Raw genomic sequence first — 15,241 nt, 5'->3', positions numbered from 1 at the left:
AGTGCTCAGGTAGACTAAAGAATTGCTCGGGTTGACCCCAAAAAACGTTCAGGTGCTATTTAACAGGCACCTGAACGTTTGAAAAAAGGATACTTACTCGACGTATTTTGCTAAAAAGTTATTAATAGTTTTCCAGTAAGAATCACCAGCAATGCTTTCTGCACCGCCATGTCCAGCACCTTCAACTATCATTTTCTCCTTCGGTACATTGGCAGCCTCATATACTTCATTTAGCATATATGACGGAACAAATGTATCATTACTTCCATGAATGAATAGCATCGGCGTTTTCGATTTAGCAACTTGCTCGACTGTATTAGCTTCACCAAGCGTATAGTCAGCTCTTACTTTCGTAACAATAGAAGAGAAGTGCATAATAGGAAATGCCGGTAAATGAAAGATTTCTTGCAATTGGTAGGAGAATTCATCCCAAACTGAGGAATAACCGCAATCCTCAATAATAGCCTTAACATTGTTAGGTAGATCCTCTCCTGAGGCCATCATCACTGTAGCACCTCCCATAGAAATACCATACAAAATAATTTCAGCGTTTTTATCAGAATTGGTCACATTATTAATCCAAGAGACTACATCAAGTCGATCATGCCAGCCCATCCCAATATAGTCACCCTCACTTTTTCCATGAGCTCTTGCATCTGGTATGAGAACATTGTAGCCGGCATCGTAAAAATGCTTAGCATACTTTGACATTTGTGAGCCATCAGATGAATAGCCATGGAAAACAATTGCCCATTTATTTGTTTCGTTTGTATTTTTAAGCGTATAGGCATGTAATTTCAAATCATCAAAAGACTGTACATAAGAATCCTGATAAGTCTCTTTAAACCACTTTTCACTCTCTTCTTTTTCTTTCGCATCCTTAGGATTAACTGCAATTGAATTGATCGGCGCATCAAGCACGGCTGATTTATCTGTATTAGGATTTAAGGCGAGATTATAAAAATAATTCCCTGCAAAAAATCCAGCTCCAACAAACAATACTAATAGAAGACTGATAATGATAATAATCACTTTATACTTTCTTTTCATATATTTCCCCCTAAAACTACTATTATGAATTATACACAAAGTTACCAATATGAAAAGTGAACTTTTTGAAAATAGGGGAAAATAAAAAAGGGAACGACTTGAATCGTTTCCTTTTATAGTGATGAAAAAAAATAGTTAAGTAAATCTTTGTGATTGTTGTGGCATTTTAAAGGTGGGTGATTTCCGTTCTAGGCTACTCGCTTTGTTGTTGCTGTCGCTACGCTTTCGCACAGATAAAACAATTGCTGTCGCTACGCTTTCGCACAGATAAAACATTTGTCGCTGACGCTTCGCTTTCGCCCAGAGCAGAGCTTCCTGTGGGCGAGCGTCGAGCCGCTTCCTCCGCTGCGTTGCTGTCGCTGCGTTAGCACTACGCTTTCGCACGGAAAACATTCGCTCCGTGCAGGGTCTCGCCTGTCTCGCTTTCCCACGGGAGTCGAGTAGCCTTCCACTCCAATCAGCAACAACGTAAAACTTTTATAAATATAAATTAATGTTAAAGGTGAAAGTTATGCTACTCACTATAATCGATCGGAATAGACTTATAACATAGAAAGAGATTGTACATCTGTTGTTGCTGACACTCTGCTTTAGCACAAAAAACATCTGTGGCTAACTCTTCGCTTTCGCACAGAAAACATTTATTTAATTGAAGAAACGTGTAAGAAAATATATGCAAAGTGAAGTGGTTGATTGGAGTGGAGACTGGGCGACTCCTTGGGGATTAGCGTCACAGATGAGACCCTGGAGCGAGCAACGCGAGTGAAGCGGCTCATCGGACGCCCCCAGGAAAGCGCCCAGTAGGAACGGAAATCAACCCCTCGTTTTGCCAAAGTATAATAGTCCTTCAACAACAAAAAAGGGAACGACTGAAATCGTTCCCTTTGCTTAGTAAATTATTTTAATGGACCACCAAGTTTAGTGATAGCTTCAGAAACATTTGAGAATTTCTTGAAGTTTTCGTTGAATAAACCAGCAAGTTCAGTAGCTTTTTTATCATAAGCAGCTTTGTCTGCCCATGCATCACGAGGATTAAGCACTTCAGTTGGTACACCCTCAATAGCAGTTGGAATGTTTAAACCGAATACTGAATCTTGAATTGTTTCAACATCAGTTAATTTACCATCAATTGCAGCGCGCACCATTGTACGAGTGTAAGAAAGCTTCATACGGCTACCAGTACCATATTCGCCACCAGTCCAACCAGTGTTCACTAAGAATACTTGTGCACCATGCTCGTCAATTTTTTGACCTAACATTTCAGCATAAACTGTTGCTGGAAGTGGAAGGAATGGAGAACCGAAGCAAGTTGAGAATACTGGTTCTGGCTCTGTTACACCACGTTCTGTACCAGCAAGTTTAGATGTGAAACCGCTTAGGAAGTGGTACATTGCTTGCTCTTTTGTTAATTTACTGATTGGAGGTAATACACCAAATGCATCAGCTGTTAAGAAGATGATTGTTTTTGGGTGACCTGCAACAGATGGATCAACAATATTTTCAATGTATTGAATTGGGTAAGCTACACGTGTATTTTCTGTTAATGAACCGTCATCATAGTCACAAACTCGAGTTTCTGGATCAACAGCTACGTTTTCTAAAACAGAACCGAAGCGGATTGCGTTGTAGATTTCTGGTTCGTTTTCAGCAGAAAGGTTAATTGTTTTTGCGTAGCAACCGCCCTCAATGTTGAATACACCGTTATCAGACCAACCGTGTTCATCGTCACCGATAAGTTTACGGTCAGGATCCGCTGATAAAGTAGTTTTACCAGTACCAGATAAACCGAAGAATAATGCAACATCACCAGCTTCACCAACGTTAGATGAGCAGTGCATTGAAAGGATGCCTTGTTGTGGTAATAAGTAGTTCATAATACCGAAAATAGACTTTTTGATTTCACCAGCGTATTCAGTACCACCGATTAGGATAATTTTCTTTTCAAGTGATACAATGATGAATGTTTCAGAAGCAGTGCCATCAACGGCAGGGTCTGCTTTAAAATTAGGAGCTGAGATAACTGTGAAGTCAGCAACATGAGAAGCTAATTCTTCTTTAGTTGGACGGATAAATAATTGATGAGCGAACAGATTGTGCCAAGCATATTCATTGATTACTTGGATGCTTAATTGAGAATCTTTGTCAGCACCAGCAAAGCCTTTGAATACGAATAATTCGTCACGTTCTTTTAAATATTTTACTACTTTTACATATAAGTTATCGAACACTTCAGAAGAAATTGGTCGGTTAACTTTTCCCCAGTCAATTTTATCTTTTGTGCTCTCTTCTTCTACCGTATATTTATCTTTAGGTGAACGACCAGTGTATTTGCCAGTTTCTGCACGAACTGCGCCATCTACTGTTAACATAGCTTCACCACGAGAAGTAGCTTTTTCAGCTAATTGTGGTACTGAAAGTTGAACATTAATGTTACTGCCGCTTAATAATTCCTTCAGTTCGTTTGCAATTTCTACTGAATTCATCGATTAAATACCATCCTTTTTTATAGTATTCCCTTGAGTCTGAGGGAGATTTTCTTAATTTCAAAAATAGTATAACACAATTGGTTTAATAATCTATACTAATTAAGAAATTATTTTTCAGATTTTATTACTTTTCAAGAAAACGACAAAAAGTAAATTAATTCGTTTTAATAATGCTTTTTACCCTATTTATAATAAGTGATCAGACAATCACTTTCGACACAGCAAAATTGTGTTTAGAAGCTTTTGGCTAACATGAGGTTCGCACAGGATGTGAAGTTTTAGCTTGTTTTTTATTCGTTGGAGCTTGTCTTCGATTGAATAGGGGCTACAATCATATTCATCCACCACATGTTCTGTAGCTGACGCTTTGCTTTCGCTACAAAATGTGCTGTAAAGGGATACACATATGTTAACACATGATGTGAGGTGGAGAGTAGGGATTATTTTGTTTAAATTTACAGCATAATCCAAATAAGTTTCATTATAATTCCATAATATCTTATATGAATACAATCAATTGTGCCTCGGCATAGTTGGATCCGGAATCGGCTTTGTTCTTAAGCCTGCGGATGTTTTTTTGTGCGAAAGCTAAGCGACAGCAACACGGTTTTATCTGTGCGAAAGCGAAGCGACAGCAACAACAACAACAACAACACGAGGGCCGACACGATGTCGGTCATTTCGGTAATGCCACAGGGCGTGGCGTTCTTAGACTGAGTTCCTCTATTTTAGCGGGTGTTTGGGCACTCGCTGAAAGAAGTTAAAAATATTTGACAACGTTCGACCTTTTACGTATTATGAGATATTGAACGGATACTCTTATCCCGAGCTGGTGGAGGGTCAGGCCCTATGAAACCCGGCAACCTGCATGAACTATTTCACGACATGCGCTGGTGCCAATCTGATGCAAGGGGAAACCCCTTGAACGATAAGAGTGAAAGGTTACGAAGTCATTATTCCTTTCCTCATGTTAAGTAAGCGTGAGAAAAGGATTTTTTTATTGTTAAAAACGAATGTAAAGGTAAGTATATAGTCCTTTCCTTATTATAATGACGGATCTTTCGAAAACCTCGTGTTAAAAGCAGTAGTTGTTTTTTGTGCGAAAGTGAAACGACAGCAACAGTTGTTTTTTGTGCGAAAGTGAAACGACAGCAACAGCTACAACAACGGCTTTAGAGTTCAATCTATAGGAGCGGGCTTGACATGGGTAATGAGTACCGTATTAATTCACAAATATTATTTGTAAAAGTAATAGGAGGAAAACCAAATGACAAACCGTCGATTGTTTACATCAGAGAGTGTAACAGAAGGACATCCAGACAAAATTTGTGATCAAATCTCGGATGCCATTTTAGATGCTATTTTAACAGAAGATCCAAACGCACGTGTAGCGTGTGAAACAACAGTAACTACTGGCTTAGTATTAGTAGCAGGAGAAATTACTACTTCTACTTATGTAGACATTAAAGGTATCGTTCGTGATACTGTAGCAGAAATCGGTTATACACGTGGGAAATATGGCTTTGATGCTGAAAACTTAGCAGTACTTGTTGCTATTGGTGAGCAATCACCTGATATTGCTCAAGGTGTTGACCAAGCATTAGAGGCGCGTGAAGGCTCTATGACAGACGCTGACATTGAAGCAATTGGCGCAGGTGACCAAGGTTTAATGTTCGGTTATGCATGTAACGAAACACCAGAGCTTATGCCATTACCAATTAGTTTAGCGCATAAATTGGCTCGTCGTTTAACGGAAGTACGCAAATCTGGTGAACTAGCATATTTACGTCCAGACGGAAAAACACAAGTAACAATTGAGTATGATGAAAACAATGTACCAGTGCGTGTTGATACGATTGTCATTTCTACACAGCATGACGAAGAAGCTACACTTGAGCAAATTCAAGCAGACTTAAAAGAATTCGTTATTGCCCCAGTTGTTCCAAGTGAATTATTAGATGCCGAGACTAAATATTTCATCAACCCAACTGGCCGATTCGTAATTGGTGGTCCAAAAGGAGACGCTGGTCTAACTGGACGTAAAATCATCGTTGATACATACGGTGGCTATGCACGTCATGGTGGAGGTGCTTTCTCTGGTAAGGATGCAACTAAGGTAGACCGTTCAGCGGCATATGCAGCACGCTATGTGGCGAAAAATATCGTAGCAGCTGGTTTAGCAGATCGCGCTGAAGTACAACTAGCTTATGCGATTGGTGTTGCTCAACCCGTATCTATTGCTGTTGATACATTCGGGACAGGAAAAGTTACGGAAAGTGAAATTGTAAAATGGGTACGTGAGCTATTTGACCTACGCCCAGCGGGGATTATTAAAATGCTTGACCTACGTCGCCCAATTTATAAGCAAACTGCAGCATATGGTCACTTCGGTCGTACAGACTTAAATGTACCTTGGGAACAAACAGACAAAGCTGACGCATTACAAGAAAAAGCAGGTTTATAAACTATTCAGCTAAAGTAATAAAGTAGCTGAAAAAATATTTTAAGATACTATTACAGAAAGGGGCTCAACATGTTAAGGCCCCTTTCGTTGTTTTTAACGAAAAAAATAAGCTCCTTATCATAATCGTGTATGGCTCGGTTGTCCAAGCAAACGTGGAGCTGCTTTGATTTAGTTGAAATAACTATTTATTTTTTGGTTGAAGAGATTTATAGTATTGACCTTTTTCTACATATTCACGTATGATGCGTTCCATATCTTCTTTATCTTCATCGTTTAATTCTCTTACAACTTTTGCGGGACGCCCCAATGCTAAGCTATTTGGAGGAATGACTTTGCCTGGAGGTACAAGGCTACCCGCACCAATGAATGCACCCTCTCCAATCTCCGCTCCGTCTAATACGATAGAGCCCATACCAATTAAGGCTTTTTTTCGGATTGTACAGCTATGTAAAGTTACTTGATGTCCGACTGTTACCTCATCTTCAATAATTAGTGGATATTTAGGGCTTTGATGTAAGCAACAGAGGTCTTGAATACTAACTCTTTTTCCGATAACTGTCGGTGATACATCCCCTCGAATAACGGTGTTAAACCAAATTGTTGTTTCAGCACCTATTGTAACGTCACCAGTTACGGTTGCATAATCGGCAATAAATACAGATGGATCAATATTGGGTGTTTTACCTTTAAATGGATAGATCATGAGAATCGCCTCTTTTCTTTCTATGATGTAATATTATCGTAACAAATACGCAACTTGATGGAAATATTAAATTAGATATTCCGTTATAATCATTGTGTAATTATTTTTTTAGGAGGACTATGTGAAATGTGGAAATGGGAAGCTGATGGACAAGCAAAGGCTGTGGTTGCTATTCTTCATGGTGCATATGAAAATCACCGCTGGTATGCATGGCTTATAGAAAAATTAAGATTGGAAGGCTTCCACATAGTCATGGGGGATTTACCTAATCATGGAGTAAATAAAGGGTATTCGAGTGTTCACGATGAAGATTTTAAAGAATACAACAAATATACAAGGCATTTAATCGAGAATGCATTTTCGTATAATTTACCTGTCTTTTTAATAGGACATGGGCTTGGTGCGACACTATTACTACATACCATGCAAAAACGAAAATATGAATGCGCAGGAATTATTTTAACCTCACCTTGGCTTCATTTAAAGCTATTGCCAGGCAAACTATCAAATGCTTTAACTAGTTTAAGTGCCCTGACTGCAAATGTGAAGCTGACCCATGAAATTACTTTAGAATTACTAACGCGCAGTTTAGAAGGTAGAGATGAGATGAAGGATGAGGTTCCTTTTTCGTCAGTTGTTTCAGTGAAATGGTATCGAGAGTTACAGCAAATGATGCGCAATTTAGTGTTATTGCCTACGGCTGAATTCCCAAACATGCCTATGTTAGTTATGACAGCTGGAAAAGATAATATTACTGAAACTAAACAAGCTCGTAATTGGCTTCATCAGCAGGACTTTACTGAGTTTCAATTTAAAGAATGGGTAAACTGTTATCATAATCTATTTCATGAAGTAGAGCGAGACGAGATTTTTGTCTATATACGTGATTTTATTAATAATGCCCTTCGAAACATTGGCTATATAATTAAGTAGTGAATGACCTCTCCGATTAACTAGAAAATTACTAACTTTTTGTTACTTGAATATAATGTTGTAATTTTCTGAAAAATGTAATACTATAATGTCTTGAAGTTACATTTTTTCAAATTGGAGGGGTAAAATGGAAACAATCGTTGGGAAAATTAATGAAATCTTATGGGGACCGTGGTTTATTTATGGTATTTTGCTAATTGGGCTCTTCTTTTCAATCATTACGAGGTTCCTACAAGTCAGACATATTAAAGATATGTTTGTATTAATGTTTAAAGGCGAAAAATCGGAAAAGGGGATTTCATCTTTCCAAGCAATGTCTATTGCATTATCTGGTCGAGTAGGTACAGGTAATATTGCCGGTACAGCTACAGCAATCGGGATGGGGGGACCTGGTGCTGTGTTTTGGATGTGGGCAATCGCCTTTATCGGTGCAGCAACTGCTTACGTTGAGTCGACGTTGGCTCAAATTTATAAAGAAGAGAAAGATACAGAATATCGTGGTGGTCCAGCTTTTTACATAGAAAAAGGAATGGGGCAAAAGTGGTTTGCGGTTATTTTTGCTGTTGCCGCATTAGCTGCTATGTTAATCTTGATGCCGGGTGTTCAATCGAATGCAATTGCGACAGCTGTTGAAAACGCTTTCGATGTTAAGACTTGGATTACAGGACTTATTATTGTTGTATTATTAGGTACTATTATTATTGGTGGTATTAAATGGATTGCCAATGCTGCACAGATTATTGTACCGTTTATGGCATTAGCCTATATTCTGATGGCCATCGTCATTATTGCGATGAATATTAAAGAAGTACCAGCTGTATTTTCATTAATTTTTTCTAGCGCATTTGGTGCGCATGAAATCTTTGGCGGTGTTATTGGCTCTGCTATTGCATGGGGTGTTAAACGTGGAATTTATTCAAATGAAGCCGGTCAAGGTACAGGTGCGCATCCGGCAGCGGCAGCAGAAGTATCACACCCTGCTAAACAAGGTATCGTTCAAGCAGCTTCTGTGTATATTGATACTCTATTAATTTGTTCAGCTACAGCATTTATGATTTTATTTACTGGTATGTATAATGTACATGATGAAAAAGCTACAGACGGCGCTGATTCATATGTTTATGTTGGTGATTTCAATAAAGGCGGATTAGCTGGAGAAGAGCAAATAACATTTGCGAAAAGTATTAAAGAAGGTGCAGCATATACACAATATGCGGTTGACTCTTCACTACCAGGTTTTGGTGGACCATTCGTAGCAATTGCATTATTCTTCTTTGCTTTTACGACAATTATGGCATACTACTACATTGCCGAAACAAATGTCGCTTATTTATTCTCAGGAACTACAGAAAAAGTCGTCATATGGTTGGCTAAATTTGCTATTTTAATTTCTGCGTTCTACGGTACTATTCGTACTTCTGACCTTGCTTGGGCTATGGGGGATGTTGGACTGGGCCTGATGGTTTGGATAAACGTTATAGCGATTTTAATTATTATGAAGCCTGCTATAGTCGCATTAAAGGACTATGAGAAACAGAAAAAAGAAGGAAAAGATCCTGTTTTTGATCCTCGTAAACTAGGAATTAAAGGTGCAGATTTCTGGGTTGATTATAATGAAAAACGTAAAAATAAATAGATAATAGAGGAAAGCTATCTAATAGAATGAAAGATTCTATTAGGTAGCTTTTTATTTTTTATAAAATAAAATCTTAGTGGTTCTGAATAAGTTGATTGGAGTGGAGACTGGGCGACTCCTTGGGGATTAGCAATAGAGGAACGAAGGCTAAAACCATCACATCCTGTGATAACGCCTTCGTGACCAACATCGTGTTGGCCCGAGACCCTGGAGCGAGCAACGCGAGTGAAGCGGCTCATCGGACGCCCCCAGGAAAGCGCCCAGTCGGAACGGAAATCAACTCCACGTTATGGTGATGAGCCTCAAAAAAAGGCCCGAAATACTTATCTTATTTCGGGCAGATATGGATTAGATAACGAATAATCTTTCATTTTTTCTAAAGCAATCACAAAAGGTGGATCATTTTGTTGATTTAAAAACTCGTATTTTAATACATGTACATATTTTTGGGGAAGTTGACTGACATATTCTATCACAGCATCTCGTTCTTCCTTCCCACCCGGATGACCATGATAAATGACAAGGACAATAAGACCACCGATTTTTAGCATCTTTAGCAAATCATCAATTGCTTGTATCGTAGTATTCGGCTGTGTAATGATGTCGTGATTACTACCAGGTAAATAACCAAGATTAAAAATTGCAACAGCTACTGGCTTGTGTACATAGTTGACTACTTCTTCGTGCCCTCTATGTAAAACAAGTGCACGATGCTCTAAGCCATTATCTAAAAGGCGATGGAGAGTGGCATCAACAGCGCTCTTTTGAACATCAAAGGCGTACACTTGACCTTCATCGCCGACAAGCTGTGCTAGAAACAATGTGTCGTGGCCATTTCCAGCTGTGGCATCCACTACAGTGTCGCCCTCTTCAACGGTATCTTTTATTAGCTGCTGGGCATATTGTATAACACGTTGTAGCTTCATTTGGAATCCTCGGCTTTATAAAATTTCCCTTGCCAGCTGCCGCGACGTTCGAGCTCAGCATCAATGCCATTTAATACTTCCCATTTATTTACACTCCACATTGGTCCAATCATTAAATCAATTGGTCCATCCCCTGTGATACGGTGAATAACCATATCTGGTGGTAGAATTTCAAGTTGATCGGCTACAAGCTTTGTATATACGTCTTGATCTAAAAATTCTAACATTCCTTTTTCGTATTGCTTAACCATTGGTGTCCCTTTTAAAAGATGCAGTAAATGAATTTTAATACCTTGTACATCAAGCTTTGCGACTTCACGAGCAGTTTCCATCATCATGTCATTGTCTTCAAGAGGAAGACCATTAATAATGTGCGAGCATACACGAATACCATGCTTTCGAAGCTTTTCAACACCTTCCACATATGTTGCATAATCGTGGGCACGGTTGATAAGATTTGCTGTTTTTTCATGCACAGTTTGAAGTCCTAATTCAATCCATAAATAGGTACGTTCATTTAATTCAGCTAAATATTCAACTACATCATCTGGCAGACAATCTGGGCGCGTTGCGATGGATAATCCAACAACACCTTCTTGGGCTAAGGCAGCTTCAAATTTTTCTTTTAATACTGGTAGCGGTGCATGTGTATTTGTGTACGCTTGGAAGTAAGCCATGTATTTGCCATCCTTCCATTTTTGATGCATTTTGTCACGTATTTCAGCAAATTGCACCTCGATAGGATCAACTTTGTTGCCCGCAAAATCACCTGAACCTGCTGCACTACAGAATGTACAACCGCCAAAAGCAACTGTACCATCACGATTTGGGCAGTCAAAGCCTGCGTCTAGTGCTACTTTAAAAACTTTATGACCAAATTGCTCACGTAAATAGCGATTCCATGTATAATACCTTTTTCCATCTGAAGGAAAAGGAAAGTTTGTTTCTGTCATTTATTTCACTCCTCTAACACTATATTTTATCACGTGCTGGTGTTTCCGTCATGAGGGAAGAATTTAATAATATGTGAATGTGCTGAGCGAATGATGAGAGAAGGCAAGCGAAAAGTATCTCGACCGGAGTAAATTATGAAGAGGACCAAAAAAACTACACAAAAAATATTCTAAAGCATATGTAAAAAGAGTAAAATTATTTTTCTTGTGCTTTTGTATGTTTCAACATAAACTAACTATTTAGAGTAGCGAAATAACGGAGGTCATTCTATGCCGAAAAGTGTTTGGTTTTTAATTATTGGAATGCTTGTGAACACGACGGGCAACTCATTTTTATGGCCTTTAACCACCATATATATGCATGATTATTTAGGGAAGTCACTTGCGATGGCTGGCTTTGTGTTGATGTTGAACTCTGCTGCCGGCGTTATAGGAAATCTCTTAGGTGGTTATTTATTTGATAGAATAGGTGGCTATAAATCAACAATGATTGGCATTCTTTTGACGATTGCCTCATTAATAGCTTTAACGATTTGGCATGGCTGGCCACATTATGTGTGGATTTTAACGGTGCTTGGCTTTAGTGGGGGTATTGTATTCCCAGGAATGTTTGCGCTAGCTGGAACTGCTTGGCCTGAGGGCGGACGCAAAGCCTTTAATGCAATTTATTTAGCTCAAAATGTAGGAGTGGCAATTGGTCCTGCGCTTGCCGGCGTTGTTGCGGATTACCAATTTGACTACGTCTTCAAGGTCAACTTAGCCATGTATATTTTGTTCTTTTTTATAGCATTTTTTACGTTTAAACGATTAGAAGAGGGAAGCATTGCACCGAAAAATGTCGTGAGTGAAAGTAAACGAATAATTAATAAAGCACCGTTTTATGCGTTATTAATTATAAGTGCATCCTCTGTGCTATGCTGGCTAGCTTATTCACAATGGAGTGCGACTATTTCTTCCTATACACAAGATCTAGGATTAGGATTGAAACAATACAGTTTACTTTGGACAATTAATGGCCTACTTATCGTTTTGGGGCAACCGCTAATTGCGCCGCTAGTGAAACGTTGGGAAAATAAATTGAAGCGTCAATTAGTATTTGGCGTTACCCTTATCGCAATATCCTTTGGCATCATTGCATTTGCAAGTGATTTTAAAATGTTTGGAGTAGCAATGGTAGTGCTAACTTTTGGTGAAATGTTTTATACGCCTGCTTTACCTACTATCGCCAATCAACTTGCGCCTAAAGGGCGTCAGGGCTTTTATCAAGGGATTATTAATAGTGCAGCAACAACTGGTCGTATGATTGGACCTCTATTTGGTGGTATTATGGTGGATCAGTTTGGCATGATTGTACTCGTATTAATCTTAGTAATTATAGTATTGTTTGCGATTATTCCATGCCTTATCTATGATTATCCTTTACGAAAGCATAAAACAGTGACAGATTAATAGATAAATTTAACAAAAATATTTTCAAAACGAGCAAAAACTGTGTGGGAAACACATTTTTTGTTCGTTTTTTAATGTTTGATATTGAAAGTTAGCCTATAGTAGCGTACAATCAATCATACATATTCAAACATTTGAATATATGAAAATGAAGTTCCGTGGAGGGATTTATGTGGAAGAGAGCTTGCAGCAGTTTAAGGCAGATTTTTTTAAAGCTTTAGCACATCCATTACGAATTAGAATGTTGGAATTACTAGTAGATGGTAAGAAAAATGTCAATGAAATTCAAAGCTGCTTAGAAAAAGAGGGCTCAGCTGTTTCTCAGCAATTAAGTGTATTGCGAGGCAAAAATATTGTGTATGGAACGAAAGAGGGGAAAAAAGTTTACTATTCTTTAAGTGATCCGATGATTGGAGAGTTACTTGGCGTCGCTAAAGAAATTTTCAACAATCACTTAATAAATACAATTACAAGATTAGAAGAAATGACTATTAACGAAAATAATGAAGAGGATATGTAAATTTGTAAACTAGGTTCTTATGAAACATTTACCTTGCTTATTATTTTGAAGGGAAGATTTATAGATGAAGGCGCTGTTTACAGGGCGATATGAAGGATATTCTGTTCATCATTTGAAGAAAGATTTAATCTCAGGGACTATTGTCGGTATTGTAGCAATACCACTGGCAATGTCCTTTGCCATTGCGTCAGGTGTTAAACCTGAGTATGGAATATATACAGCTTTTATTGCTGGAATACTTATTTCTCTTTTTGGTGGTTCGAAGTTTCAAATCGGGGGACCTACAGGTGCGTTTGTGCCAATTTTGTTAGGGATAGTCATTTCGTATGGCTATGAAAACTTACTTATCGCTGGATTAATGGCCGGGATTATTTTGTGTTTAATGGGGATGTTTAAACTTGGCTCATTAATAAAATTTATTCCTCGTCCCGTGACGATAGGTTTTACAGCAGGAATTGCGGTTATTATTTTTACAGGTCAAATTGCCAATTTCCTAGGTTTGACCAATATTAAAAGACATGAGTATTTTACTGACAATGTAAAAGAAATTGTTATGAATATTGGTACGACAAACTTTTATAGTATTTTAACCGCGATTATTAGTCTTATCGTTATTTTAATAACACCGAAAGTTTTACCCAAAGTTCCAGGGGCATTAGCAGGCATTGTTGTTTCTACACTAATTGCAACGTTCTTTTTTTCTGGTCAAGTTGCCACAATAGCAACAGCCTATGGTCAAATTCCAAATACATTACCGCATTTTGCAATTCCAGATATCACTTTTGAGCGAATTCAGCTACTTATTGGACCAGCCTTTGTGATTGCCATGCTAGGTGGAATTGAATCACTTCTATCTGCGGTTGTAGCAGATGGAATGACAAATACAAAACATAATAGTAATCGAGAACTTGTTGGTCAAGGAATTGCTAATATCGTCACTCCTTTCTTTGGAGGGATCCCTGCAACAGGTGCTATTGCACGTACTGCAACAAATATTAAAACAGGTGCAGTATCACCGATATCAGGTGTTATCCATGGTGTATTTGTATTAGTCACTTTATTATTACTAGCTCCCTTTGCGTCACATATTCCATTAGCAAGTATGGCGCCAGTTTTAATGGTTGTGGCTTGGAATATGAGTGAGCAAAAGCATTTTGCGCATATCGTTAAATTAAAATCAGGAGATACCCTCGTTTTAATCATTACGTTTCTTCTTACTGTTTTTACAAGCTTAACATTAGCTGTGGAGGTTGGGCTCGTGTTAGCAGTCGTATTATTTGCAAAGCGTATGAGCGAAAAGCTTGTAGTAACAAAGGTATTACCGGATCATTCGAAAGAGGGTGGAAAGGTACAATCACATGTTGTTCATCAAAAACGAGACTGTCCACAAATTAGTATTTATACAATTGAAGGCCCACTTTTCTTTGGAGCAGCCCAAACTTTTGAGCAGTCAATTGTAAGCTCCATTCAGCATCAACAAAAAGTTTTGATCCTACGCATGAGTAAAGTACCCTTTATGGACTCAACAGGTGAGTCATATTTTGGTAATGTCATCCGGAATTTTAAAGAACAGGGTGGCACTATTTTAGTTACAGGCGTACAAGATGAATTGAAGATGGTACTACAGCACAATGGCTTATATGATGAAATTGGTGAAGATAATTTCTATGTGCATACAGGAGAAGCGATTAATAAAGCTTTAAGTTATTTAGACACAAATAAATGTATAGGCTGTAAGCATTTTGCTTTCCGTGAATGTCAGGAGTTATCCCGCAATAAGGGGCAGTAAATAAAAATAACTGCCCCTAATTGCCCGATTGGTGAAGACTAATAATCGGTGGGGTGCAGAAACACACCCCACCGATTAAAGTTTCACTTTATCCCGCAATAAGGGGCAGTAAATAAAAATAACTGCCCCTAATTGCCCGATTGGTGAAGACTAATAATCGGTGGGGCGCAGAAAACACCCCACCGATTAAAGTTTCACTTTATCCCGCAATAACTGGCAGTAATTTAGCTATACAGAAAACAAAGCGACAGGTACAAGACTCCCACCTCAAAATTCAGTGAAAGCGAATAAATTAGGTGGGAGTTGAACTGCCTGACAGGTTAGATAACTAT

12 protein-coding genes and 1 riboswitch are annotated in these 15,241 nt (G+C 38.4%); of the genes, 7 read left to right on the top strand and 5 right to left on the bottom strand.

Annotation, left to right across the window (positions count from 1 at the left end; translation table 11 throughout):
• Nucleotides 1-93 precede the first annotated feature (93 nt).
• Nucleotides 94-1,050: an alpha/beta hydrolase gene (locus tag ACQKN2_RS09245; protein ID WP_427414711.1), complete on the bottom strand. Its 957-nt coding sequence runs from the start codon at nt 1,048-1,050 to the stop codon at nt 94-96.
• An 896-nt stretch (nt 1,051-1,946) separates the two neighbouring features.
• Nucleotides 1,947-3,533 (bottom strand): phosphoenolpyruvate carboxykinase (ATP), encoded by a 1,587-nt coding sequence (pckA, locus tag ACQKN2_RS09240; protein WP_427414710.1) that lies wholly within the window; start codon nt 3,531-3,533, stop codon nt 1,947-1,949.
• A 572-nt stretch (nt 3,534-4,105) separates the two neighbouring features.
• On the opposite strand from pckA, the gene ACQKN2_RS09235 reads away from it, so the two are divergent.
• Both ACQKN2_RS09235 and metK read left to right on the top strand, forming a co-directional pair.
• Nucleotides 4,106-4,300 (top strand): hypothetical protein, encoded by a 195-nt coding sequence (locus tag ACQKN2_RS09235; RefSeq protein WP_427414709.1) that lies wholly within the window; start codon nt 4,106-4,108, stop codon nt 4,298-4,300.
• Nucleotides 4,301-4,352: 52 nt separating this feature from the next.
• Nucleotides 4,353-4,471: riboswitch (SAM riboswitch) on the top strand.
• 332 nt (nt 4,472-4,803) lie between these two features.
• Nucleotides 4,804-6,000, top strand: coding sequence for a methionine adenosyltransferase (gene metK / locus ACQKN2_RS09230; protein WP_427414708.1), 1,197 nt, complete (start codon nt 4,804-4,806; stop codon nt 5,998-6,000).
• Between the two features lie 181 nt (nt 6,001-6,181).
• On the opposite strand, the gene ACQKN2_RS09225 is transcribed toward metK, so the two are convergent.
• A complete protein-coding gene (locus tag ACQKN2_RS09225; RefSeq protein WP_323651328.1) occupies nt 6,182-6,703 on the bottom strand; it encodes a gamma carbonic anhydrase family protein in 522 nt (173 codons plus the stop codon).
• Between the two features lie 126 nt (nt 6,704-6,829).
• On the opposite strand from ACQKN2_RS09225, the gene ACQKN2_RS09220 reads away from it, so the two are divergent.
• Nucleotides 6,830-7,636: an alpha/beta hydrolase gene (locus ACQKN2_RS09220; protein WP_427414707.1), complete on the top strand. Its 807-nt coding sequence runs from the start codon at nt 6,830-6,832 to the stop codon at nt 7,634-7,636.
• 127 nt (nt 7,637-7,763) lie between these two features.
• The gene (locus ACQKN2_RS09215; protein ID WP_427414706.1) at nt 7,764-9,272 is read left to right on the top strand and encodes an alanine/glycine:cation symporter family protein; all 1,509 of its coding nucleotides are present in this window, start codon (nt 7,764-7,766) and stop codon (nt 9,270-9,272) included.
• A 323-nt stretch (nt 9,273-9,595) separates the two neighbouring features.
• On the opposite strand, the gene ACQKN2_RS09210 is transcribed toward ACQKN2_RS09215, so the two are convergent.
• Nucleotides 9,596-10,198, bottom strand: a complete 603-nt coding sequence (locus ACQKN2_RS09210) for a class I SAM-dependent methyltransferase (protein WP_427414705.1) — start codon at nt 10,196-10,198, stop codon at nt 9,596-9,598.
• A complete protein-coding gene (locus ACQKN2_RS09205) occupies nt 10,195-11,151 on the bottom strand; it encodes a TIGR01212 family radical SAM protein (protein WP_427414704.1) in 957 nt (318 codons plus the stop codon). The genes ACQKN2_RS09210 and ACQKN2_RS09205 overlap by 4 nt, the downstream gene beginning before the upstream one ends.
• Nucleotides 11,152-11,421: 270 nt before the next feature.
• Between ACQKN2_RS09205 and ACQKN2_RS09200 the strand changes: the two genes are divergently transcribed.
• From ACQKN2_RS09200 to ACQKN2_RS09190, 3 genes are all read left to right on the top strand, one after another.
• Complete coding sequence (locus tag ACQKN2_RS09200; protein WP_427414703.1) at nt 11,422-12,600, top strand: MDR family MFS transporter; 1,179 nt, start codon at nt 11,422-11,424, stop codon at nt 12,598-12,600.
• 172 nt (nt 12,601-12,772) lie between these two features.
• Nucleotides 12,773-13,120 (top strand): ArsR/SmtB family transcription factor, encoded by a 348-nt coding sequence (locus tag ACQKN2_RS09195; protein ID WP_427414702.1) that lies wholly within the window; start codon nt 12,773-12,775, stop codon nt 13,118-13,120.
• Between the two features lie 64 nt (nt 13,121-13,184).
• The gene (locus ACQKN2_RS09190) at nt 13,185-14,909 is read left to right on the top strand and encodes a SulP family inorganic anion transporter (protein ID WP_427414701.1); all 1,725 of its coding nucleotides are present in this window, start codon (nt 13,185-13,187) and stop codon (nt 14,907-14,909) included.
• The last annotated feature ends 332 nt before the right edge of the window (nt 14,910-15,241 follow it).

Source organism: Lysinibacillus sp. NPDC093688, assembly GCF_050280145.1.
Classification (GTDB): Bacteria; Bacillota; Bacilli; order Bacillales_A; family Planococcaceae; genus Lysinibacillus; species Lysinibacillus xylanilyticus_B.
The sequence above is the reverse complement of the archived record's forward strand: the minus strand, read 5'-3'. Positions and strand labels throughout refer to the sequence as shown.